General features: G+C 32.0%; 23 protein-coding genes. 4 read left to right on the forward strand and 19 right to left on the reverse strand.

All coding sequences use genetic code 11. From position 1 onward, the window contains the following. Positions 1-277: 277 nt before the first annotated feature. The 3 genes from C3E88_RS05355 to C3E88_RS05365 form a co-directional block, all read right to left on the reverse strand. On the reverse strand, positions 278-2,830 hold the full coding sequence (locus C3E88_RS05355; RefSeq protein ID WP_236909139.1) for a GH39 family glycosyl hydrolase: 2,553 nt from the start codon (positions 2,828-2,830) through the stop codon (positions 278-280). A gap of 61 nt (positions 2,831-2,891) precedes the next feature. After that, positions 2,892-3,314: a DUF1893 domain-containing protein gene (locus C3E88_RS05360; protein ID WP_236909140.1), complete on the reverse strand. Its 423-nt coding sequence runs from the start codon at positions 3,312-3,314 to the stop codon at positions 2,892-2,894. Positions 3,315-3,364: 50 nt separating this feature from the next. Further along, on the reverse strand, positions 3,365-4,162 hold the full coding sequence (locus tag C3E88_RS05365) for a M55 family metallopeptidase (protein ID WP_236909141.1): 798 nt from the start codon (positions 4,160-4,162) through the stop codon (positions 3,365-3,367). Positions 4,163-4,407: 245 nt separating this feature from the next. On the opposite strand from C3E88_RS05365, the gene C3E88_RS05370 reads away from it, so the two are divergent. Together C3E88_RS05370 and C3E88_RS05375 are read left to right on the forward strand one after the other, a co-directional pair. Continuing rightward, a complete protein-coding gene (locus C3E88_RS05370) occupies positions 4,408-5,781 on the forward strand; it encodes an MATE family efflux transporter (RefSeq protein ID WP_236909142.1) in 1,374 nt (457 codons plus the stop codon). Positions 5,782-5,805: 24 nt separating this feature from the next. After that, on the forward strand, positions 5,806-6,282 hold the full coding sequence (locus C3E88_RS05375; protein WP_236909143.1) for an inorganic diphosphatase: 477 nt from the start codon (positions 5,806-5,808) through the stop codon (positions 6,280-6,282). A 62-nt stretch (positions 6,283-6,344) separates the two neighbouring features. Here C3E88_RS05375 and C3E88_RS05380 read toward each other — a convergent pair whose 3' ends face one another. The 6 genes from C3E88_RS05380 to C3E88_RS05405 form a co-directional block, all read right to left on the reverse strand. Then, positions 6,345-8,018 (reverse strand): putative ABC transporter permease subunit, encoded by a 1,674-nt coding sequence (locus C3E88_RS05380; RefSeq protein ID WP_236909144.1) that lies wholly within the window; start codon positions 8,016-8,018, stop codon positions 6,345-6,347. Beyond that, the gene (locus tag C3E88_RS05385; protein ID WP_132025470.1) at positions 8,015-8,737 is read right to left on the reverse strand and encodes an ABC transporter ATP-binding protein; all 723 of its coding nucleotides are present in this window, start codon (positions 8,735-8,737) and stop codon (positions 8,015-8,017) included. The genes C3E88_RS05380 and C3E88_RS05385 overlap by 4 nt, the downstream gene beginning before the upstream one ends. Next, a complete protein-coding gene (locus C3E88_RS05390) occupies positions 8,731-9,069 on the reverse strand; it encodes a hypothetical protein (protein ID WP_236909145.1) in 339 nt (112 codons plus the stop codon). Before C3E88_RS05390 ends, C3E88_RS05385 begins: the two co-directional genes overlap by 7 nt. A 20-nt stretch (positions 9,070-9,089) precedes the next feature. Further along, positions 9,090-10,208: a DUF1648 domain-containing protein gene (locus C3E88_RS05395; RefSeq protein WP_236909146.1), complete on the reverse strand. Its 1,119-nt coding sequence runs from the start codon at positions 10,206-10,208 to the stop codon at positions 9,090-9,092. Between the two features lie 12 nt (positions 10,209-10,220). Continuing rightward, positions 10,221-10,601, reverse strand: coding sequence for a GntR family transcriptional regulator (locus C3E88_RS05400; RefSeq protein WP_236909147.1), 381 nt, complete (start codon positions 10,599-10,601; stop codon positions 10,221-10,223). 114 nt (positions 10,602-10,715) lie between these two features. Further along, on the reverse strand, positions 10,716-11,408 hold the full coding sequence (locus C3E88_RS05405; protein WP_236909148.1) for an MtnX-like HAD-IB family phosphatase: 693 nt from the start codon (positions 11,406-11,408) through the stop codon (positions 10,716-10,718). Positions 11,409-11,599: 191 nt separating this feature from the next. Here C3E88_RS05405 and C3E88_RS05410 point away from each other — a divergent pair, with 191 nt between their 5' ends. Both C3E88_RS05410 and C3E88_RS05415 read left to right on the forward strand, forming a co-directional pair. Then, positions 11,600-11,836, forward strand: coding sequence for a hypothetical protein (locus C3E88_RS05410; protein ID WP_236909149.1), 237 nt, complete (start codon positions 11,600-11,602; stop codon positions 11,834-11,836). Between the two features lie 125 nt (positions 11,837-11,961). After that, on the forward strand, positions 11,962-12,792 hold the full coding sequence (locus tag C3E88_RS05415) for a sigma-70 family RNA polymerase sigma factor (protein WP_236909150.1): 831 nt from the start codon (positions 11,962-11,964) through the stop codon (positions 12,790-12,792). On the opposite strand, the gene C3E88_RS05420 is transcribed toward C3E88_RS05415, so the two are convergent. The 10 genes from C3E88_RS05420 to C3E88_RS05465 form a co-directional block, all read right to left on the reverse strand. After that, positions 12,789-14,018 (reverse strand): M48 family metallopeptidase, encoded by a 1,230-nt coding sequence (locus C3E88_RS05420; RefSeq protein ID WP_236909151.1) that lies wholly within the window; start codon positions 14,016-14,018, stop codon positions 12,789-12,791. The two genes, C3E88_RS05415 and C3E88_RS05420, sit on opposite strands and share 4 nt — an antisense overlap. Positions 14,019-14,168: 150 nt before the next feature. Further along, the gene (locus C3E88_RS05425; protein WP_236909152.1) at positions 14,169-14,993 is read right to left on the reverse strand and encodes a hypothetical protein; all 825 of its coding nucleotides are present in this window, start codon (positions 14,991-14,993) and stop codon (positions 14,169-14,171) included. 11 nt (positions 14,994-15,004) lie between these two features. Continuing rightward, positions 15,005-15,703, reverse strand: a complete 699-nt coding sequence (locus C3E88_RS05430) for an ABC transporter ATP-binding protein (RefSeq protein WP_236909153.1) — start codon at positions 15,701-15,703, stop codon at positions 15,005-15,007. After that, entirely contained in the window at positions 15,700-16,068 is a 369-nt protein-coding gene (locus tag C3E88_RS05435) for a GntR family transcriptional regulator (protein WP_236909154.1), read from the reverse strand. Before C3E88_RS05435 ends, C3E88_RS05430 begins: the two co-directional genes overlap by 4 nt. Before the next feature lie 121 nt (positions 16,069-16,189). After that, a complete protein-coding gene (locus C3E88_RS05440; RefSeq protein WP_236909155.1) occupies positions 16,190-17,203 on the reverse strand; it encodes a lysylphosphatidylglycerol synthase transmembrane domain-containing protein in 1,014 nt (337 codons plus the stop codon). A 29-nt stretch (positions 17,204-17,232) separates the two neighbouring features. Continuing rightward, a complete protein-coding gene (locus tag C3E88_RS05445; protein WP_236909156.1) occupies positions 17,233-18,081 on the reverse strand; it encodes an aminotransferase class IV in 849 nt (282 codons plus the stop codon). Between the two features lie 31 nt (positions 18,082-18,112). Beyond that, a complete protein-coding gene (locus tag C3E88_RS05450) occupies positions 18,113-18,925 on the reverse strand; it encodes a hypothetical protein (RefSeq protein WP_236909157.1) in 813 nt (270 codons plus the stop codon). 44 nt (positions 18,926-18,969) lie between these two features. After that, on the reverse strand, positions 18,970-20,427 hold the full coding sequence (gene cls, locus C3E88_RS05455; RefSeq protein WP_236909158.1) for a cardiolipin synthase: 1,458 nt from the start codon (positions 20,425-20,427) through the stop codon (positions 18,970-18,972). Between the two features lie 31 nt (positions 20,428-20,458). Then, positions 20,459-22,285, reverse strand: coding sequence for a translational GTPase TypA (gene typA, locus C3E88_RS05460; protein WP_236909159.1), 1,827 nt, complete (start codon positions 22,283-22,285; stop codon positions 20,459-20,461). A gap of 159 nt (positions 22,286-22,444) precedes the next feature. Continuing rightward, positions 22,445-22,849 carry an ATP-binding protein gene (locus tag C3E88_RS05465; RefSeq protein WP_236909160.1) on the reverse strand — a complete coding sequence of 135 codons (405 nt, stop codon included), beginning with the start codon at positions 22,847-22,849 and terminating at the stop codon, positions 22,445-22,447. Positions 22,850-22,928: the final 79 nt, after the last annotated feature.

Genomic DNA, 22,928 nt, shown 5'->3' on the forward strand with positions numbered 1-22,928 from the left:
TTTTTATACTAAATTTCAAACCATTTTTGAGTTTTTTGATACATATTTTAATTTTATTAAATCCTACTAATTTACTCTACTTAATTTTTGTTTTAATAGTCACTATATTTTGCTAGATTATAGATATCTTTATAGAAATTTATTGTTTTATTAAGTAATTTAAATATTAATAGCAAAAAAGCTATAGATATCCAAAAATATCTATAGCTTGCGGCTTATTTATATACAAAATATATTGTAGAAATTTCAATTTGGTGATTGATTTTATCAATATTTCTTATATTATCTTTTCCAATACTACCATTTCCACTCCATGGGCTGGTATTTGATGTATACTATTATACTCTCCCTGCAAATTTACATATTCTACAGTCATTTCAGGCTGGGATATTCCTTTTAAATATTCTATCTTCTCTCTTGTCATATTTTCTGGGGCCCCAACCCTTACCCATTCATCAAATACTGAGCCATTTTCTCTGTTGAGTTTATACTTTGTTATTTTATAATCTCCCGTAATATCTTCTATACTAAATGCTATTTCTTTTATACCTATATTTTCATAAATTAAATATCTTTCCTTATGAGATATATGGGAGGTGTCCCCAGATAAAAATAAATCGTCAAAGTAAGCGTAATTATATACTAAAATCTGAATATCCTCTTCTTCTCTGGTGATTATATAATCTTCTCCTTGTTCTATTATTGCATTTCCTAATTTAGATAACAGATAATAGGCATAGTAAGATGGCTTTTTTAATCCATCTTTGTTTATTAATCCAAAGCCTCCATGGAAATGGGATATGCCTAATTTATGTTCTTCAAATATATCTGTAAAAGCCCAATAACCTAGGGAATCTATTTTATCTATGGATTGTATTGCATTTTTTACTATATAGGTGGATATATAACAAGTATCATGTATGAGGTTACCAAAAAGTGCTGAGGCATTCCATTCGGTAATATGGATTTCTATTTTTTGATTTAGGATGGTTTTAATTTTTTCATTGATAGTACTTGTAACATCTAATACATGGTCTTTGCCATGATATGCTCTTCTTATATTAACTTGTATTTCTTCTATATCTACACCATCCTTATATAATTCAATGGCTTTCTTCATACTTTCTTCTGGTATATATTCTGGATAAATATGTATAGATAGAAAATCCAAAGGTACCCCTTCCTTCTGGATAAACTTTATAAAATCCTCTATCCAACTACTATTCAATAAAGTATGATAGGTTATGGCTGGTCCTCCTACCCTTAGATTTTTTGAAATGGATTTTATCGCCATAGCTGTTTGGTAATAAAATTCAAAATATTCCTCTTTGCTACCTGCCCAAAAAAAGTTTTCAAATTCTGGCTCGTTCCATACTTCAAAATACCAAGTTTCTACTTCCTTTTTTCCGTATCTATTTATACAATGTTTAACAAATTCCTGAACCAAATCTACCCATAGGCCTATATCCTTTGGAGGGGATATATTTCCTTTCCACCAAAAAATAGTTTCATTAGTTCTTTTTAATTCTTCTGGCATAAAGCTTAGCTCTACAAAGGGCTTAATATTCATTTCCATAAAAAAGTCAAATAATTCATCTACATAGGTCCAATTGTATTCAACTTTGCCTTCATTAGAAATATTATATATCATCATCTCATCCATAAATATACCGTGAAACCTTATATATTTAAATCCAATATCCCTTTGTAACTCTCTAAACTGCTCTTGCCAATTGGCTCTTAAGCCTTCTGCTGCCCTGCCAAATGTAATAAGTTCTTGCCAATGATGTTTGAAATATTCACCTGTTTTCCTACCATCTACTGTAATATATTCTATACTATCCTTATTACTATAATGATGATCGATTATTCCTTCTATAGGTTCCAAATAATTAAACAGTTTTTCCAATGCTGCTGTTCTATCTACATCTAAATAGGTACTACTACTATTAAGTCTGTTATTCTTTGTAATAACCTTTTCACATTGGGACATGGTTTTATATCGTTCCCTATACTCCGTTGGAGAGCAATTATATGTATCTCTAAAAATCCTATTAAAAGAATTTACGTTAGAAAATCCACTGGTATTGGATATATCTATTATCGCTTTATTGCTATTTACTAACATATCTACTGCATTAAATAGTCTTATGCTATTTATATATTCTTGAAAAGACATGCCCATCTTGTTCTTTATAAAGTGGGATAGGTAGTAATAATTAACATGTTCTTTTTCTGCAATTTCTTTTAAGGTAATTTTTCTATCTATATTTTGATCTATATAATCAACTATACGTTGAAGTCTAAGTAGATCTTCATCCATTAGTTTTTCACCAATATCGCTTATTATAGTATAGTCGAAGTTATTCACAAGATGTAATCCAAGCAAGTGTAAATAACTTCCTATTAGAAACTGATATCCCCGGTCTTTTTTGTTTAGTTCCCATACTATCTTTGCAATATATTGTCTAATTATATCAAACCTTTCTTGTTCATCTTCCCCAAAGATAAAAGATTTACAATCAAATTGCATCCTGTTAAATTGAGGATAAATGTTATCATAAAATTCAGGATTTATTTGCACTACAAGTAGCATATTTTCATCCTTAGTTTTTTTTGTACTATGAAGTTCATTACAGTTTATTAAAATGATATCCTTTTCCTTTAAATAATATGTTTCTTCTCCTACCCTAACATTTACACTACCTTCTAGAACAAATAATATTTCCAATTCCTTGTGCCAATGAAATTGAAATTCATCAACGCTATGTATTATAGTCTTTAAAGGTAGGGTCCCCTCCCCCTCAATAATTTCATAGTAATAGTTCACAGTATCCCCCCTGTTTTTTCATTTTCCTTGTCTAATACTTACTACCCTCATATTAATAAACTCAAACCCTACCTTCAAAAAACTTCCCTATTCTTTCTATCAAAATCTCCATATCATCTACATCAGTAGCAATCTTCTCTATAGGACACATATCTGTCTTATTCCTATTTTTTATATGAGGACAAGCCTCCCCATAGGTATATACTATATTCCCTTTTTTTAGTTGATCCATAGCGCTATCAGATATTAATTGGGCATATACCTCTTTAACGCCTATATATCTACAAAGCATAGCTGCCCCTTTGCCTATTACCTTATCTGCAATAGAAGCTCCCTTTGTTATTTCCTTCATTTTAGTAGCTAGAAAATACATAGGTTTAATGCCCTTTTCTTTACTTTTATATATTAGCTCTCCATTCTTTACTGCAGCTATAGCTAAATTATATTCTTTCAAATATTTTATAGCTATCTCTATATCCTTCATCTAATCAGCTCCAAACTTGTTATTTGTATTTGCCTATACCTGATATCCTGCTATACTAAAAATTCTATGGCTCTAAGTACTTCCATATAATCTCTAGAGGTAAACTTTATCGACTTTGGGCCTACTTGTTCTGCATTAGGATAAGAAGATCTTCTATAGGCAGTAGCATGGTCCTTATATTTTATCTCTAATACAAATTCTTCCGGTAGTTCTATATTACATAGATATAAATTCCTATTTAGGCTTTCTTCTACACCGTTTTTTATTAGATCTATGGCTAGTTGTGGGTGGATGTTTATAGTTGAATTTCCTATACCCTCTTTTACTGGAATAGTCATAATGTATTCGTTTATCCTTTTTACCTCATCACAAATTCCTAAATCCCCAGATACGAATACTACCGGAACTTGTAGATAACTAGCTATATATGAATGGATCAAAAATTCACTTAAAATATCCCCATTTAGTTTTATATAATCTACTTCTGTATTCATAGTATGGGCTAGGGGACTAGTATTAGTTCCTCCAGCTGAGTGATATCCAATAAAAAGTACCGCATCAAAGCTCTCATCCAGTTCCTGTACCATTGAAAAGATATGGCCACTCCACCCTCTGATTAGTTTAGTGTTTTTAGGCAGTAGATTATGGTCTATGTTTCTCCCGCTATCATGAGCATCTTTTATCCATATTTCATCTACCCCTGCATTTATAGCTCCTTCACAGGCAGCTTTAACTTCTAAAGTCATCTGATGAGCAAATTCTTTATGGTCCGTTTCTGATTTTTCCGTTTCATACCAATGGGTAACCCCTGTAATCCCTTCTATATCAGCGCTAATATATATTTTCATGTTATCCCTCCTGCTTATATTATTTCCTATCTTAATTATAACAGTGTTTAGGGTGTTTTTGAGAAAAATATGTTTATTAAAGCAAATATCAAATGTTACTTTGTGAAATATTTGCTTAACTTGTGCTTTTTAATCTTTTTACCTTATCCTGATTGATATAAAATAAAAAGTATAATAATATATATGTATGCAATTTGAAAATACTAATTTACCTACTAATTCGGCAATTAAAGGGGTTGATACATATGAATAATACAGAACAGAATGAACTATTAACAGGAGATTTGAAACGGAATCTATTAAAAATCTCTCTTCCTACTATGTTTGGATTTGTACTACAAGCTGTATACGATATGGTAGATATGATATGGATAGGTCGAATTTCCGCTTCTGCTGTAGCAGGGGTCACCATTTTTTCTACAGTATTTTGGTTGGTTAGCGTCCTTAACGAAATAATAGGTTCAAGCTCCATCTCATTGATTACTCAATCCTATGGGAAAAATGATGTGGAAAGGACTAAAAAGGTTGTAGAGCAGACTTTGACTTTCAAAGCACTGGTAGCTATCATAGCTGCTTTAATCTTTTCTATTATCTTAGAGCCCTTACTATCTTTTTTTACTACGGATAAGGAAGTACTTAAAGCTGCACTGGACTATGGATATATTAGAATGTTTTTCTTGCCTATTATGTTTTCTTCTTATTCGGTAAATACTGCGTTAAGATGTTTGGGTGATGCTAAAACTCCTATGAAGATAATGATAGTATCTTCTATAGCCAATATTATTTTAGACCCTATATTCATGTTTGAAAAAATTCCTGGGACCTCTATTCCTGGGCTCAATTTGGGAGTATTTGGAGCAGCATTAGCTACCGTTATTTCCACGGTAATAGCTTTTATCATGGGTTTTTACATATTGCTTAAAGGCAATGAAAAATTGAAGATTGATTTTAGAGGATTATTTCAACTAAATTGGGAAATTGATAAAAAACTATTGACCATAGGATTGCCTACGGGCCTAGAAGTGCTTATGAGAAACCTATCAGGAGTAATTATATTGAAATTTGTATCTAACTATGGAACTGATACGGTAGCTGCTGTAGGCATTGGTACTAGATTGTTTAGTTTCGCCTTTATGCCAATTGTAGGAATAGTCATGGGTGCTAGTACTATAGTAGGTCAAGCCCTAGGGGCTGAAAATATTGAAAGGGCAAGGGATACAGCTAGATTTGCTTCTGTAATCAATATGGTTATGATGGGGGTACTAGCCTTCGTTTCTATACTATTCCCTGCTCAAATTATGGGTATTTTTATAAAGGATTCTAATGTTATAGAAATAGGTATACCTATGATAAGGCTACTAATGCCTTCACTTATTTTAGCAGGTTTAGCTATGGGACTTGGTTCAGTATTTACTGGTTCAGGTCACAACACCCCTTTTTTATTATCAAGTTTCATTTCCCGATGGGCTGTTCAAGTGCCTATGCTTGTCATAACCACCAAATTACTGAAACTTCCAGTTATATGGGTATGGCTTAGTTTTTTTGCTGCAGAGATAGCAGAGGTGATTATTGTTTTAATCCACTATAACAAAGGTAAATGGCAAACAAAAAGGGTATAATATATCACGAAGGAGGAGAACTTTATGGATATCTTAGTAGATGCTTTCATAGAAATACCTAAAGGGAGTAGCAACAAATACGAATACGATGAAGAAAGAAAGGTGTTTGTTCTAGATAGAGCATTGTTTTCCCCCATGTTCTATCCTGCTGATTATGGATTTATCCCCAATACTTTAGCGGAAGATGGGGATCCTATAGACATAATGGTGCTAATGGCCAATCCTACTTTTCCAGGATGTATGATAAGGTGTAGGGTTATAGGCATGTTCTTAATGGAGGATGAAAAGGGGAAAGATGAAAAGATAATAGCCGTTCCTTTAGGGGATCCCAGGTATGAAGAGATAAAAACCATTGAAGATATGGGTTCCCATATGAAAAAAGAATTTGAACATTTCTTTTCCGAATATAAACAGCTAGAGGGAAAAGAAGTACATGTTAGAGGATGGGCAGATGTAGAGGAAGCTCATAGAGCTATAGAAAAAGCAAAGGAAAATTATTAAGAATAACTATCTTTTTTGGTGCCAGGCACCAAAAAAGATAGTTATTTGTAACATGATTGTAATCATTCTAATTTCTCAAATTGTCTTCTAATCAAATTCTTTAAAGTAATGTATAATCCATAGGAAGAGACTGTAAATACAAGTCCTATGATACCATATATAATTAATATATTCGTTTCTACTATTAATAATCTATATACTAAAAATCCCACTCCCCCCAGGTAAAGAGCGCCTATTCCCATGGCAATCAATACATTTAGATTTTGTTTCATAGCCTTTTGAGGATTATCCCAATCTAATAATGGTCTAAATATGTCTATAACCATCCCTAATTCCGTCATAGCTACACTGCCAAGTAAGCCTAAAGTGGTAATCCAAAATATATTTTCAAAATCAATATTGATTATAAATGCTAGACTGGCTAGTAAAGATATAATTCCTATGATTTGAACAAATAAGGAGGATAGTATCCTTCCAAAAATCTGATCCCTTGCCTTTATGGGCATTACCCTTTGAATCCAAAAGCTTTTCCCTTCCCTAGAGAAAGTAGTACATCCTACACAGTTCATCACTCCAAACATGGTGATGATTCCAATTCCTACTAGACTAACTATATGTGAATTGCCTTCTGTTAACATACTTAATGCACCTAAAACCTCCTTGCCATTCATAGTAGTGGATATGACCATTACCAAAGGAAGTATTAATACCCCTAGTACGGAATTTAGTAAATATACAGGAGTTCTTAGAAGAATTTTTATTTCCTTTAATCCTATGGATAAAAATGGTGGAGAGCTTTTGCTCAAATCCTCGGTTTTAACTTCTTTATGTTTGCCAGCGGTAGCTACTTCTAATCCGCCAATCAATCCTTCAAAGAATAATTTTTCGCTTAATTGAATCATAATCCAAAATACTATTACAGAAGTTCCTACAAATAGTAATAAATTAAATACTCCCCCGATACTAGAATAATTACCCAAGGATAGAGCTGCCCACATGCTAGGAGGAAATACTAATCCTAGTTTTCTCACTAATATATTGGAATTCTGGGCCATTTCTAAAAAGAAGTCTTCTCCTTTAAGTACGGATTGTTGAGCAATTGATTGAATTTTGAACTGAAAGCCTAGCAGAGCTATTAACAGGATAATATATCCTACCACTCTTAATAAATCCTTTCTTCCCTTTATATTGGTGTATTTCATAAATAGCATTACTATTATAGAAGCCAATGCTAAAGGTATTATCGGAAGAAATATTATCAGTATAAATGAATATATCCAGTAGAGTAGGCCTTCTTTTCCCCTTGTTCCATATATTATTATAAAAGGCAATATGATGGGTAAAGATGTCAAATATTCGTTTACCATCAATGTAACAAACTTAGCTCCAACAATATCCTTTGGCCTTAAAGGTAGAGGAACCAATACATTTAAATCATTGGAAAAATAATATTTCGACATGACATATAAAAATCCAAATAATAATACTATCAATTGAGCATATATGAAGCCATTTAAAAGAAACATGGTTTTTTGACCTATACCTATATAAGCTTCATATATCTTAACAAGTCCAGATACTATCATAATATAAGTAGGTATAAGGGATAGTAGAGCAATAGCTATCAGGATGGTCTGTAATCTATCCCTTTTATTATTAAACTTGTATTGTAAAGCCGAAAGTCCATAGGTAATATTTAAATCTGTTTTAATCAAAGAAATTATTTTTTTCATCATTCTGTCAGCTCCAAGAATATTTTTTCTAAAGATTCCCTTTCTTCTGCATGACTACGTAATTCATCCATAGTGCCTAAAGCTATTATTCTTCCTTTATTTATGATGGCTATTCTATCGCATAATTTTTCCGCTACTTCTAATACATGGGTAGAGAAGAATACAGTCTTCCCTTCATCACATCTTTCTCTCATAATTTCCTTTAGCTGAAAGGAGGATTTAGGATCTAATCCTACCATAGGTTCATCTAGTATAAATAGATTAGGCTCATGAAGCAATGCAGAGATAAGAACTAATTTTTGCTTCATACCGTGAGAATAACTCCCTATTATATCCCCTACTGCATTTTTAAGATTAAAGATTTCTAAGTATTTTTCCATTCTTTCTTGCCTTATATCCTTAGGTATTTCATACATATCTGCTATAAAATTGAGATATTCTATTCCCTTTAGCTTATCATATATCTCTGGACTATCTGGAACATAGGATATCTGACTTTTAGCTTCAATAGGGTTTTCCCAAACATCTATTTCATTGATAAACACCTTCCCACTATCAGGTTTTAATAATCCAACTATCATCTTTATTGTAGTTGTCTTTCCTGCTCCATTTGGTCCCAAGAATCCAAATATCTCACCAGGTTCAATATCTAAGTTTACATTATCAACTGCTTTAACTGTTCCTTTGCTATAGGTTTTAGATAAATTTTGCAATTTTAGCAATCCCTTTCCCTCCTTATATATCTAGTAGCTTTTATATTATACATACCCATCATAATTATATTGGTAATGGGTATTAATATAATCACAAAAATAAAATAATCTCCCATAAAATTAGAAACTATTCCTATTAAGGAGTTCAAAACTCCCCATAGGATAAATATCTTCCCACAAATATTATTATAAGCTTCTTTGTCTATTATATCTGCTTCTGTCAATCTCCTAGTATTTGCATATAGATTAGCAATCCTTGGGGTTTTGGCAGTTAAATAGTATATTCCCATTGTGATAAAATATCCACCTACTAACAACATGAGTATACAAAACAAAAACATGCTACCCCTCCTTCTTTTTACTACCTAATAAATATAAAGGTCAAAATTATCATGATAATGGGAAGTATTAAGAGAAACAGTCCCAATGGCCTTCCAGCATTGACTGTCCAGCCTATTCCAAAGCGCTTTTCTACAAATACAGATGAATCCTCTGGATTATAATATATGGTATTGCCAAGCTTCCACATTTCATCGTCATCTTTTCTATAGATTATTTCTTCCTTATCTTCTTCTTTTAGTTTTAATTTTTCTCCTCCTTGGCCTAATTTAATACTCAATACAAATCCACCTGCAATTGAAAATATTAGTATAATCCAGTTTAAAACATCTACCGCTCTAGTGGTTTCAAATATTATTCCATAGGTAAGTAAACTCAATACGCTAAATTCTATTGTAATCAACATTAGAAGAATTAAAAGATATATAGACCAAGCTTTTTTAAATATAATACTTTTCTTTAAAGATTCTTCTGGATTATTTGGGTCTATCTGTTGTTTTGTCTTCTTTATCATCCAGTAGATAAGATAGAACATACCTACCATTCCCAGTTGAACTATTGGTAGCAAAAGTACTACACCATAGGATTTATTACTATAGGTGGTAATTTCCCCTTGAAAATTCCAATGAGTAGGGAGCTTGCTTGGTAAAGAAGGATATACAATAAAAGCTAATATGAAATTGAATAGGGTAATGATTAAGGGGATTAAAAACCAAAGAGGGGATATATTCCCTATCTTAGATTTATCCCTGCTGTATTTCATATCTACCACTACTATTTTCCTACCGAGTTTATCCCAGCCCTTTGCTTTCTTTAAATTTTTAGCCTTAGAATTATATTTTAAGTAGATGATAAACAATACTCCTATATACGAAAACATTAATATCACTTGTAGTTTAGAATTTATGAAAATATAGAGCAAATAGGAAACTATTATTAGCATTGGTACTCCTATGATTAAATTATCTCTTTTAAAATTTTGCTTCATAAGCTCTACACCATCATCATCTAGTTTACTCTCTGGTATAGTAACTCCAAATAATATGTTTTTTCGGATTAATCTAGGCGTTAATATTTGAAGAATAAGCAATACTAGAAGTGTAGAAGTATATATTATCATTAGATACATTTTTTCTGCCATATTTCCCCTCCTCTATTTATTGTCCAATCCATCATAGATAGCTTTACAAAGCTTTAAAAACTCCTCCTTTGTTATCCCCCTACAGTATGAATTCGCAATAATATATTCCATTTCAGAATGGAGATAACCGGTGTACTCTTCTTCTGCTAAAGGCATTGTATCCTTTACCATTGCCCCCTTTCTTCTATCTATTACTAAAAATCCTTCTTCTTTCAATATATTATATGTCTTATTTACCGTATGAAGATTTATCCCTATATCTTCTGCTAATTGTCTTACCGAAGGCAATTGTTCCCCCTTTGCTAAATCACCTCTAGCAATTCCTTTTATTATTTGTCGTCTCAACTGCTCATATATTGGCATTTCCGATTCAAAATCTATCTTAATAAACATAGTATTCTTCCTTTCTATCTGTTATATATATTATATAACAGATAATTATAGATTTCAATAACATATTTTTGCAAAATAAAGAGACAGCTTTATTTTGCTGTCTCTTTATCCTATCTATTGAGCCTCTTCTCTATGCTGGAACAAGTATTCATTAATATCATAAAAATCTTCCCATCCGATATAGTCTATATCCTTTTCAGCACAATATTCTTCTAAATAATCCTTAGCAAATAATATGTCCGCCTCCTTTGCTACATACTTATCCGTAAAACCATCACCAAGGAATATTATCTTTTTATATTTTTTCCTATATTTATTTAATATTTCTACCTTACAGTCTATATAATCCTCCCTATGGATAAGATGGTTTAAATATTTTTCGTCATAAAATTCCACTTCAATATCTCCACCATCAAAAATCAATCTATTACCATATATAGGGATATCCTTGAATCCATGTTTTGCCATAAAAGGTTCTATTCCATTTATAAATCCTCCACTTACTATTACAAAAGGAATATGGTGTTTTTTTAAATTATTGTAAAATATCTTAAATCCTTCCTGTAGTTGAATATCTGTAAGTATATACTCTACATAGGCTTCTTCAGTCATATCTATGCTTCTAAATTCCAATGTGGATAGAGTTTTTAAGTCGATTTCTCCCTTAAAATATCGTTCTCTAAGCTTATTTATATATTTCTCTTCTCCATATTTATCAAATAACCTAACATTTGTATCAAAAGTAGTTATTGTTCCATCGAAGTCAGATAGAACAATAGCATTACTCAAATCTTCTATGATTCTCATATTTACCTCCTAAAATAGTTTATCTATAATTAAGCTAAATATTTATTGACTATGTATCAGATTATAATATTTTCTGTTATTTGTCAATTAAGAGGTATTTTACATAAAATATTAGATCTACTTAATAATTTCATTATAAATAGCTCATACTAAATAGGAAACAATCTAATAAATAGGAGAGGATGAGCTCTATGGAAAATCCAAGAACCATTGGTGAAATTTTAGCCCAGACTAAAAGGATTGATGAAAACAACTGGAACAGTACCCAATACTTAAATAGCATAAATATGCTTCTTACCTCCAGTGATTTAGGAAAAGCAAAAGATGAGAAGCTATCGGAAAAATTTACCCAACTCCATCATAAAATGGAGGACATCAATAAATTAACTGAAGACCTACTCTCCCATTTAAGCAGCAGACATAATTAAAGTGATGGATATCCATCACTTTAATTTATTATATAGAAAAATATGCAAAATAAAATTATATATTTTATATGGTTTATAAAGGATTTTATGAATCTATGTAGAATATAATATATTAGGTGATGGATATGAAAGCAAAACAATTGGAATTCAATAACCAAGAACAGCTTTCCAATGAACAGCTCCTTATTCTTTATAAAAAAAATAAGGATATAGCTACTAGAAACGAAATCATCCTAAATAACATAGGTCTAGTATATGTTGCAGCAAGAAAAAGGTTAAATACCTCTACTTGCTTTACCTTTGACGATCTAGTACAAGAAGGAGTCATAGGCATGATTAAAGGAATAGAAAAGTTTGATATCACCAGAGACACCAGCTTTTCTACCTATGTTTATTATTGGATTATTCAACAAATGGATAGAGCTATTATGAATAATGGCTACATAATAAGGCTTCCTGCCTATATGTACGAGAAGATAAGTACCGTATCCGTGGCAGAAAACGACTATATTGCTAATAATCATGAAGTAGATATAAAAGCTCTTTGTGATGAAATGAATATTGATGAGGAAGAATACTATCAAATCAATTACTACAAAAAAAATTATTATAATTTGACTTCTCTTAATTCTATTATCAACCCTGATTCTGATGAAAGCTATGTTGAACTTCAAGACTATATTCCATGCCAAGACCTTCCTATAGAAAATGCCATTATCTCTAAAAACCTAAAAAAACAATTAAGTAAAATGCTAGATACCCTGTCCCCCAAGGAAAGAGATGTATTGGAACTTAGATTTGGACTGAATGGAAAAGCCCCCCTTACCTTGGAGGCTATAGGTAATAAGTATAATCTTACTCGGGAAAGGATAAGACAAATTGAAAGCAAAGCTTTAAAAAGAATCCAGAGACAAAATCCTAAAACTAGCCTTAAAGATTATCTAATAGAGTATTAATCCATATAATTAGAAAAAAATTCTACTCTTTCTTCTGCCGTTGGATGGCTATGATACCATATTTTAAATATATTACTTGAACGAGGGATACTCAAACTTTCCTCATATAATTTAAATATGGTAGAAATAGCTGTTTCTTTGTTTTTTGTTAGCTCTATTTCTATATTATCAGCTTCTTTCTCCATATATCGGGAACTAACATTAACTATTGGATTAGCAAAAAACATATAGAAGTTTAAGACCAGTAATATTAAAGGTATAGATGCTATATCATATAATCTATTAAATCCAAAACTTCCATTGGAATTTATAAGAATCCAATTAGATGTTTTATATACAAGATACATGATAAATATAGATCCAATCCCTCCTAAAACTATTCCCTTCCAAATATGCCCTTTTACATAATGACCTATTTCATGGGCCGTAACACTTAATATTTCCTCTTTACTCAATTTGGATATAGTCGTGTCCCACAGGACTATTCTCTTGGATTTAAATACTCCTGTCATATAGGCGTTCATCTCCCTTGTATCTTTGCTTTTATCTACCTCATAGATTTCTGCATCTTCTATTCCCGCTTTTTTTAGAAGTTGTTTTATTTCTTGCCCCAGTTCACCATCTTCTATAGAAGTATATTGATTAAATATTGGGTCTATATACATGGGAGATATAAAAGTAATAAAAACAATAACTGGTATGGATAACAATCCTAAATATAGCCACCATCTATTAGGACTTCTATACATTAAGTAGTATGGGAACCATATAATCAAAGAGAATGCTATAGTGTTTAACAGAAAGCTTTTTAACACTACTTCTAGCCATCTATATATACTTTGATTTGATAGACCATATCTATGTTTTAAAACAAAACTACTATAAAAGCTAGTAGGTAATGAAACGAGTAAGTCGATTATTGAAAAGATCACTACATATATTACTCCTGATATAAACAAACCCCTTCCCTTTCCACCAGCAAAAGTTCCAATTTTATTTGATAATCCAGTAATTAGGAATAATAGGGGCACCAAAAACTTAAGTAATAGATTTATAGCCCATACCTTTAAATTGGACTTTCTATAGTCATAAGCCTCCTTTGGTATATCTGGGTACTCTATTTCTAATCTATCCATATTCTTATACTCACTTACCAATATGAATACAATAAAGGCCAACAGGAATATGAAGAATAGAATAATCCATGAAAATAGTTTTTTATCCACTTTAGTCCTTCCTTTCAAATTTCTATATATAATATTATATCAAAATCTATAATAATATTATTATTTGCCACCCTAAGCATAAACAAAGGGTTTCAATTCAGAATGGAATACTATAAAATATAGAATCTCCTTTTTAGGAGATTCTATATTTTATAGATCTATTTTATTTTCTATTATATGTCCAGTTCCCAAGAAGAGTAGTACCGCTATTGCTATACTGTAAATAAATCCTGGAATGTTTAATATAGTATTCCCCAGATCTCCACTTGCCATTAGGCCTGCATTATTAATTTCAATGTTCAAATCATAACTTAGCATATCCTGAGATATAATCCTAAAGGTATTTAAATCTAAATAATATGGCAATGCTTGAATGACTTTCACCTGACCAAGGGCTATCAATGCACTTAATACCAAGAATATTACAAACCAAAAGCCACCAATTTTTTTATTCCTAAAAGTAACCCTGCTGAGGGCCATGGAGAAGTATATTAATATCAATGTACTAACACCGCTTATAAGCATAATTAGTATAAATGTAATGATATTTCTAGTAGGTATACTCCTTATGAATGCTACTATATCTGATATATCTGGTTTTATAGGGCTAAAACTATAAGCCATCAAAATATTGTATAAGCCTATTACAGCTCCTAATACTGCAAACCATATTATTGCTACTATTAGTTTAGATCCTAGTATTTGATTTCCTGTCAAAGGTAAAGTAAAAGTCAAATACCCTCTATCTTCATACAATTCCTTTCTAAAGGAACCTACTATATATAAGAATGTAGTAAGCAATGTACCAAATATAACTAAGGTGGACAGTCCCATAAATGTTGCTCCTAAGGCTGATCCCTCTTTAGTATTGGCTATATAGCCATATATTCCAGTTGTAAGTATTAATACTAAAGCCAATACTCCTAATATAAACTTATAAGAACCTTTCATTTCATATTTTATATATCTACTCATCTTTTTCCCCCCTATTCTCCAAATATTTCTTTGTAGATATCATCTATTTGTTTACCTTTCTCTTCCCGTAGGACCTCAGCACTACCTTCAAGTACTATTTCTCCATCTTTAAGAAACACTACATCATCAAATAGATTTTCCATATCCCTTACTAAATGGGTGGTTATTAACATTGAACTTTTATCATTATAGTTATTTATAATCGCATCTAAAATCTGATCCCTAGCAACTGGATCTACACCAGCTATAGGTTCATCCAGTATGAATAGCTTTGCATCCCTAGATAGTACCAAGGATAGATTTAATTTCTCATGCATTCCTTTGGAAAGGGATGTAATTTTCATAGACTTTTCTAGTTTCATAAAATCTAATAACTGTTCAAATCTGTTGTCATCAAAATCTGAATAAAAATCCTTATAGAATTCACAAGCATCCTGTATACTCATCCAACTATACAAAAAGTTCCTATCAGGTAAATATGATACTATTGATTTAGTATATACTCCTACCTGTCGCCCATCTATAAGAACTTCCCCCTTGGATTGTCTTAACAATCCCGTTAATATTTTGATCAAGGTAGTCTTTCCACTGCCATTTGGCCCAAGTATTCCTACTACTTTACCTGATTCTATATTTAGATTTAAATCATCTAAAGCTCTTTTATTAAAATAATTCTTAGTGAGATTTCTTATTTCAACGATAGGTTTCATTCTATCTCCTCCTTATCTATCCATTCGGAAATAACATCCATTATTTCACTAGCATTAAAGCCTAGCTTTTTCATCTCTATCAAAAAGTTGTTTACTACATCTGTAGCCATCCTTTTCTTTAGATTCTTAATCATCTGTTTATCATCTGTTACAAAGGTACCCATTCCTCTTTGAGTGAAAACTATATTTTCTCTTTCTAATTCCTGATAAGTCCTTTGGACGGTATTGGGATTTACCTTTAATTCTTTAGATAATTCTCTTACCGATGGCAATTTATCACCTCCATTGATTTCCCCTGAAACTATGTTACCCTTTATTAAATCCATTATTTGAATGTATATAGGAAAATTGTCGTTAAACTCCATATCTTCACCTCCATCGACCTAATGTTTTGGTGTATTAATTATATAGTACACTCATATTGCTTATATGTCAATATAAAATTTAATAAAACCTTGTAACTTTTTTTAGTTACAAGGTTTTAATTTAAACTACAGCTTTTCTATTTCTTATAATCGTATCTATCAAAGCCACTAGTCCAGTAATTATCAATCTAAAATAATAGCTTATGGATCTCCATAGTAGGAGAGCATAGCCAATAAAATTCTTTGTAAATAGAGGCTTAAACAATATATAATAGCCCCCTTCTGAAGCTCCAGCTGTTCCTGGAGTAGGAATATAGGAAGCAGCCATATAGACTAAAGATTGAACTGCTATAATATCTAAAAAGCTAGCCCCTTCCAATCCTAATGCCATATATACAAAATAAGTTATGCTAAAATAACAAGTTAATTGGATTAATGTTAGCAAAAATAATTTAATACTTGTTGCTCTATTTTCCTTTATCTTTGACAGGCTCTGTTCATATTCCTCCATAGTTGTGTCCAATTTATCTATATGTTTATTTAAATCTTTTATAATCTTGATTTTATATAATCCTTTATAACAATATACTATAATTGGTCTGATCCATTGGGGTTTATAAAATAAAAGAATTATTCCTACTAGAATTACTAAATTGACTAGAAAACCAATAGCTATAAAAGGTATTGCTGCCTTGGCATCGTTTAAAATAAATCCAATTTTAGATACCAACATAGTTAAAGAGTAAAATGTTACAGCCATCTGGTAGATAATAAATTTATTAAACAATATGGTAGAACCTTTAGTAACGGAAATATTATCCTTACTCATCAAATATACCTGTACCGGCTGCCCTCCTGTTGAAAAAGGGGTTATAGCATTATAATATTGGCCAATAATGGTAATCCTTAAAGACCTAAAATAACTAATATTGCCATGGACAGTTTCAGTTATGATATTTAAAATAAAGCCATCAAATAGCCAATCTATCACCATCATCATCATTGCCATTTCTAAATACCTAATATTTGTTTGTCCCATTAGTTTACTAAAATCTCCATAACCCTTAAGGATAATGGTAAAGGTAATAAGGGTTACCGATAATAAAAATATACGATTTGCCTTCTTTATATTCATATAGTCCCACGACCTTCTAAGAGAATATCCTATTTTTCCTTCCATTCCAGATTTTTAGCATTGATATAATTCCTCATCCTATTTACATAGGTATTATTTATTTTCTTAATGATTTTGTTGTTAACTGAACCAAGTTCTATATGGTCTACACTGGTTATAGGAAGCACATTTACCGAAGTTCCTGACATAAATGCCCCATCTAACTTCTCTAAATCATCCACGTGAATGTTTTCTTCAATAATTTTTATGCCCAATTTTTCACATATATCTACTATATGTTTCCTAGTAATCCCTAATAATACATCTCCTTTCGGAGCTGTATATACTTTTTCTCCTTTAACAAAGAAGATATTAGATCTGCTTCCTTCTGGTATATAACCTTCCCTATTCACTAGTAATGCCTCAAAAGCCTCTTTTTCCTCTAATGTCCTAGCCACTTCCTCCTTAAAAGAATTTATCAATACTTTGGCGTTAGGATTTTTTCTTTCGTAATGGAGTAATATAGTATGAATTCCACTTTTGTAATATTTTTCCGGTGGATAAAAACTGTCAATAAAATAGACTAAAAACACCTGCCCCATTCCTTCTACATCAGTACATAGTAGCTTTATATTTAAGTTGTGAATCCTATTTTTAATGATCAAGCTTTTCATATCTGCCTCTATGTCTTCAGGTTTTCTTTCGATCTCATAGTTTACAATATGAGCAGATTCAGCCATTCGACTTAAATGATCCTCTAAAAATAAAGGAACTCCCCCTATTACCCTAATTACCTCATATATAGGCGGCTTTTCTATCTTTTCAAATATCTCCACATCTGTAGTTGATCTCATTTCACCATTTATCATATAAAAATCCTTTATTGCTTCAGGTTTCATTTTAGTTCCCCCTTTGCTCTAGATTACACATCTATTCTTTTAGGGAATCTATATTCTTTAGTATTATATCCTTCTTTATTCCCAGTAGCTTGTCACTGTTTTCCTTTAGGGATTGTTCCATATCCTTTATTGATAAAGATAGTTTGTCTAGATCTTTTAACTTAGCTTTATCTTTTTCTAGCTTTTGTCTAAGTCTTAATACATAGTCTTCCGTTTTATCCAGTAATTCCTTACCACCATCAGGGTTTAGATAGGCTTGGAGAACAACATGCTTAATTCTGGATAGATCTCCATTGATATCGTCTTTATATAAATCGAAGTAATAGGCGAGAGCAAGTATGGATTTACTAGTAGCATCGACAATCTCTGAGGTTTTTCTATTTTCAACTGCTGTAGTCAAATAGTTTAAGCTATGTTTAAACTCCTTTCCCTTCTCGGTACTCGCTCCTTTTTTCCTGCTTTCTATTTCGTAGCTATTCCAATCCCTGTGAATCTTATCTATTTGGCTATCCATAGCCTTCCATTGCTTCGTAAGTTCAATATCCTTATTAGAAACCTTATCTTCTGTTTCCTTTTTTTCATCTTTATCTTCCTTGGATTTGCCCTCTTTTTTCTCCGTTTTTGTTTGAAGGGATTCAAATTCCATTTGGCTCAGCTTTGAGGTTTCTTCTATTTTATCTACAGAACTCAATACTCGATCTAATTCTTCTAAAACCATTACTAATTTTTTGGGAGCTCTCTCTTTTGTTTCAACCTTCTTTGGCTTTTTGCTTTCCTTATTCATACAAGCTGTAGACATAATCAAAGCCATCATAAGTAGGAGCAAAATAATTTTGTTTTTCAACATTACCACCTCCAGGATAGTGTTTCCTCAAGGCAGTTTTTTTATTATAATATTGGAGATAATAGCCGTGAAATAGATTCTTTTAATTTTACTATATTAGATCTTTTTTCGTATTCTTCCATAGTAATTTCTTTACAATAATCTAGGTCCAGATGGAATTGATCTACCATCCTTTTGTTTACACCTTCATCGTATATGAAGGCATTTACTTCAAAATTAAGCTTAAAGCTTCTAATATCCAAATTAGCAGTACCTACGGAAGTAATAAAATCATCCATTATGAAGGTTTTGCTGTGTAAAAAGCCATTTTCATAGGTATAAAATTTAACTCCTGCTTCCAACAGTTCCCCTATATAAGATAGACCTGCCCAATATACAAAGGGATGGTCTGGTTTGCAGGGTATCATAACCTTTACATCCAATCCGGAAAGGCCTGCAACCCTTAGGGCTTCAAATATGCTATCATCCGGGATAAAATATGGAGTTTGGATATATATTCGTTCTCTAGCATTGGTTATCATCTTGAAGTATCCATCTTTGACACTAGCCCATTTAGAGTCAGGTCCGCTGCTCACTATCTGTATCCCTGCATTTCCTTCAGTTTTGATCTTTGGCAGGTCTACTTCACAATGGGCATTGTCCTTATGTGCTGCAAATCTCCAATCCTTGAAAAACCTCCACTGCAATCCACCAACGGCTGTACCTTTTATCTTAATATGGGTATCCCTCCAAAATCCAAACTTTTTAGAAAGACCTAAATACTCATCCCCTATGTTAAATCCTCCTACATAGGCTTCCTTTCCATCAATTATACATATCTTTCTATGATTCCTGTAGTTGATCCTCAAGGTAAAAAAGGGTACAAAAGGAGGAAAGAATATGGCAATTTCACCGCCTGCCTCCTTAAATTCATCAAAGCAACCTCTCTTTAAATTTCTTCCACCCATCCCATCGAATAATACCTTGACCTCGACTCCTTCCTTAGCCTTCTCTGTTAACTTGTCTATTATCTTGGTACCTATTCCATCGCTTTTTATGATATAGTATTCAATATAAATATATTTTTCTGCATTGGAAATGCTTTCAAGAAGAGCAGCGAATTTTTCTTCTCCAGAAAAATATAATTCTACTTCATTGTCCTGAGAAAAGTATGCCTCTGATGTTAAAATGTGCATTTTAATAATATCCTCATGTTCTAAAAATTTCGGATTTAAATACTTATATTCTTCTTCCTGAATTTTTTGCCCTTGTTTTAGTACTCTATCCCTAAAACCTCTGTCTTCCTCTTCTTTCTGTTGAAACATCTTCTTTTTGCTCATATCCTGACCAATGAATAGATATAGTAAAAAACCAATACCTGGTAAAAAAGTCAATACCATAAGCCACAACCATGTGGTTGTAGGATTTCTTCTCTCAAAGAATACCAAAAGTATGGCAAATATAATGTTTAACCACAATATGTTTCTAAAAAACCACGTATATGCAGTTACTATATAATCCATAATATCACCTTTGTTTTTATAATAGATATAATCAAATTTTCTTTTTTGATTTATATCTTTTATTTGTATCTAAGATCTTTTTCCTTATTCTAAAGGCAGTAGGAGTAATTTCGATTAGCTCATCATCTTCTAAAAATTCCAAAGCTTCCTCTAAGGACATTACTCTAGGTGGTGATAACCTTAAGGCCTCGTCGGAACCTGATGCTCTTACATTTGATTGATGTTTTCTTCTACATATATTTACTTCTATATCCATTCCCTTAGGATTAGAGCCTATAACCATGCCTTCGTATACATTAGTACCTGGTGTTATAAATAGAGTTCCCCTGTCTTGAGCTGAATACAGTCCATAGGCGGTAGCTTCCCCGGTTTCGAAGGAGATAAGTGAACCCTCCACTCTTTGAGGAATATCACCTTTGTAGGGAGCATATCCATCAAATACGGAGTTCAATATTCCCTCCCCTTTGGTATCGGTCATAAATTCTCCCCTATAGCCAATTAGTCCTCTGGCAGGAATCGAAAATATAAGCCTGGAATATCCACCTTTAGCTTCTGTCATGTTAATCAATTCACCTTTTCTTCTACCTAACTTTTCTATTACTGATCCAATATATGCTTCTGATACATCTATTGTTACCTTTTCTATAGGCTCCAGCCTTTTCCCTTCCTCATATCTAAACAATACCTCAGGTTTAGATACTTGAAATTCATAGCCTTCTCTTCTCATATTTTCTATAAGAACAGACAGGTGTAGTTCCCCTCTTCCAGATACTTTAAAGGCATCTGTTGAGTCTGTTTCCTCTACCCTTAGACTTACATCTGTCTGTAATTCCTTAAATAGCCTATTTCTTATTTGTCTTGAAGTTAAATACTTGCCTTCTTTTCCTGCAAAAGGACTATCGTTTACAGAAAAAGTCATGGCGATAGTAGGCTCTGATATCTTTACAAAAGGCAATGGTTCTGGATAGTCTACATGGCAGATGGTATCTCCTATATGGATCCCTTCAACCCCTGTTACTGCAATTATACTGCCTACTGTTGATTCTTCTACTTCTACCCGGCTTAACCCTTCAAATTCATATATATTTGTTATTTTTATTTTTTCTAAATCACCTGATCTATTTGCATTGACTATTACCGCTTCTTGATTGGCTTTAATCCTTCCTCTTTCTATTTTACCAATACCAATTCTACCTACATAATCGTTATAGTCTATAGTGGAAATCAACACCTGTAGTGGTCCATCTATTTCCCCTTTTGGTGCAGGGATATATTCAACTATAGTTTCAAATAGATCCTCCATATTGTCTTTTTCCTTATTTAAATCTATAGTGGCATTCCCTTCCCTAGCGGAAGTAAACACAAAAGGTGAATCTAAATATTCTTCTCCTGCCCCTAATTCAATAAACAAATCTAAGACTTCATCTATAACCTGATCTGGCCTTGCTTCAGGTCTATCGATTTTATTTATACAAACTATCACTGGCAAATCCAATTCAAAGGCTTTTTTTAGCACAAATTTTGTCTGGGGCATAGGGCCTTCAAAAGCATCTACCAATAGCACAACTCCATCTACCATTTTGAGCACCCGTTCTACTTCTCCACCAAAATCCGCATGGCCAGGGGTGTCAATTATGTTTATCTTCGTATCTTTATAATAGATGGCTGTATTCTTTGACAATATGGTAATTCCTCGCTCCCTTTCAATTTCATTAGAATCCATAACTCGATCTCTAACTATCTGGTTTTCCCTAAAAATTCCACTCTGTTTTAACATACTATCTACTAGTGTGGTTTTTCCATGGTCTACATGAGCAATAATAGCAATATTTCTAAGATCGTCTCTTGTAATATTCATAAAAAATAATCACTTCCCATATAATAATTAATTACCTGATTAACAAAATTAATTTTATCATAATATTAATAAAAATGATAGTCTAAATACTATGGCAGGGATCAATCCCTGCCATAGTATTTTATTGACTATATATATAATAACATACTATATTTACTTCTAACAGATGTATTTAACAACTTCTACCCTATTCTTGTCTATATATACCTCATCGGATAATCCATCTACTAATACAAGCCCTCTTCCACAACATTTCAATTCCTCAGGATCATACGATGATATATCAAAATCAATCCCTTGTCCTTCATCACTTACTTCTATTCTAATGGTATCCTTTACCACCTCCATATACAGATGCACACATTTATCCCGTTTGCATTTATTCCCATGAATGACACTGTTAATAACTAGTTCATTTAATATTAGTTTTAGATCAAATAGAAGGTCTTCATCATTTACGATACTCTCAAGCCTACTCAATATGTCCTGTATGAAATTTTTAATATCCTCCAAATCGCTACATACTGAACCTTGATATCTAAAATACACTTGAATCACGCCCATCTAACTTATAATATTTATTATGTTATAAACTATAATTATTTTACCCACAAATAACTCCTTTAATCTATATGTACAAACC

The sequence above is a fragment of the Clostridium sp. Cult3 genome, assembly GCF_021655115.1.
Taxonomy (GTDB): domain Bacteria; phylum Bacillota; class Clostridia; order Tissierellales; family Tepidimicrobiaceae; genus PPXY01.

Coding starts and splice junctions, on each gene's coding strand:
- C3E88_RS05360 (WP_236909140.1), bottom strand. CDS start 3,314: ATGAAGGATATAGAGATAGCTATAAAATATTTGAAAGAATATAATTTA.
- C3E88_RS05365 (WP_236909141.1), bottom strand. CDS start 4,162: ATGAAAATATATATTAGCGCTGATATAGAAGGGATTACAGGGGTTACC.
- C3E88_RS05370 (WP_236909142.1), top strand. CDS start 4,408: ATGAATAATACAGAACAGAATGAACTATTAACAGGAGATTTGAAACGG.
- C3E88_RS05375 (WP_236909143.1), top strand. CDS start 5,806: ATGGATATCTTAGTAGATGCTTTCATAGAAATACCTAAAGGGAGTAGC.
- C3E88_RS05380 (WP_236909144.1), bottom strand. CDS start 8,018: ATGATGAAAAAAATAATTTCTTTGATTAAAACAGATTTAAATATTACC.
- C3E88_RS05390 (WP_236909145.1), bottom strand. CDS start 9,069: ATGTTTTTGTTTTGTATACTCATGTTGTTAGTAGGTGGATATTTTATC.
- C3E88_RS05395 (WP_236909146.1), bottom strand. CDS start 10,208: ATGGCAGAAAAAATGTATCTAATGATAATATATACTTCTACACTTCTA.
- C3E88_RS05400 (WP_236909147.1), bottom strand. CDS start 10,601: ATGTTTATTAAGATAGATTTTGAATCGGAAATGCCAATATATGAGCAG.
- C3E88_RS05405 (WP_236909148.1), bottom strand. CDS start 11,408: ATGAGAATCATAGAAGATTTGAGTAATGCTATTGTTCTATCTGACTTC.
- C3E88_RS05410 (WP_236909149.1), top strand. CDS start 11,600: ATGGAAAATCCAAGAACCATTGGTGAAATTTTAGCCCAGACTAAAAGG.
- C3E88_RS05415 (WP_236909150.1), top strand. CDS start 11,962: ATGAAAGCAAAACAATTGGAATTCAATAACCAAGAACAGCTTTCCAAT.
- C3E88_RS05425 (WP_236909152.1), bottom strand. CDS start 14,993: ATGAGTAGATATATAAAATATGAAATGAAAGGTTCTTATAAGTTTATA.
- C3E88_RS05430 (WP_236909153.1), bottom strand. CDS start 15,703: ATGAAACCTATCGTTGAAATAAGAAATCTCACTAAGAATTATTTTAAT.
- C3E88_RS05435 (WP_236909154.1), bottom strand. CDS start 16,068: ATGGAGTTTAACGACAATTTTCCTATATACATTCAAATAATGGATTTA.
- C3E88_RS05440 (WP_236909155.1), bottom strand. CDS start 17,203: ATGAATATAAAGAAGGCAAATCGTATATTTTTATTATCGGTAACCCTT.
- C3E88_RS05445 (WP_236909156.1), bottom strand. CDS start 18,081: ATGAAACCTGAAGCAATAAAGGATTTTTATATGATAAATGGTGAAATG.
- cls (WP_236909158.1), bottom strand. CDS start 20,427: ATGGATTATATAGTAACTGCATATACGTGGTTTTTTAGAAACATATTG.
- typA (WP_236909159.1), bottom strand. CDS start 22,285: ATGAATATTACAAGAGACGATCTTAGAAATATTGCTATTATTGCTCAT.
- C3E88_RS05465 (WP_236909160.1), bottom strand. CDS start 22,849: ATGGGCGTGATTCAAGTGTATTTTAGATATCAAGGTTCAGTATGTAGC.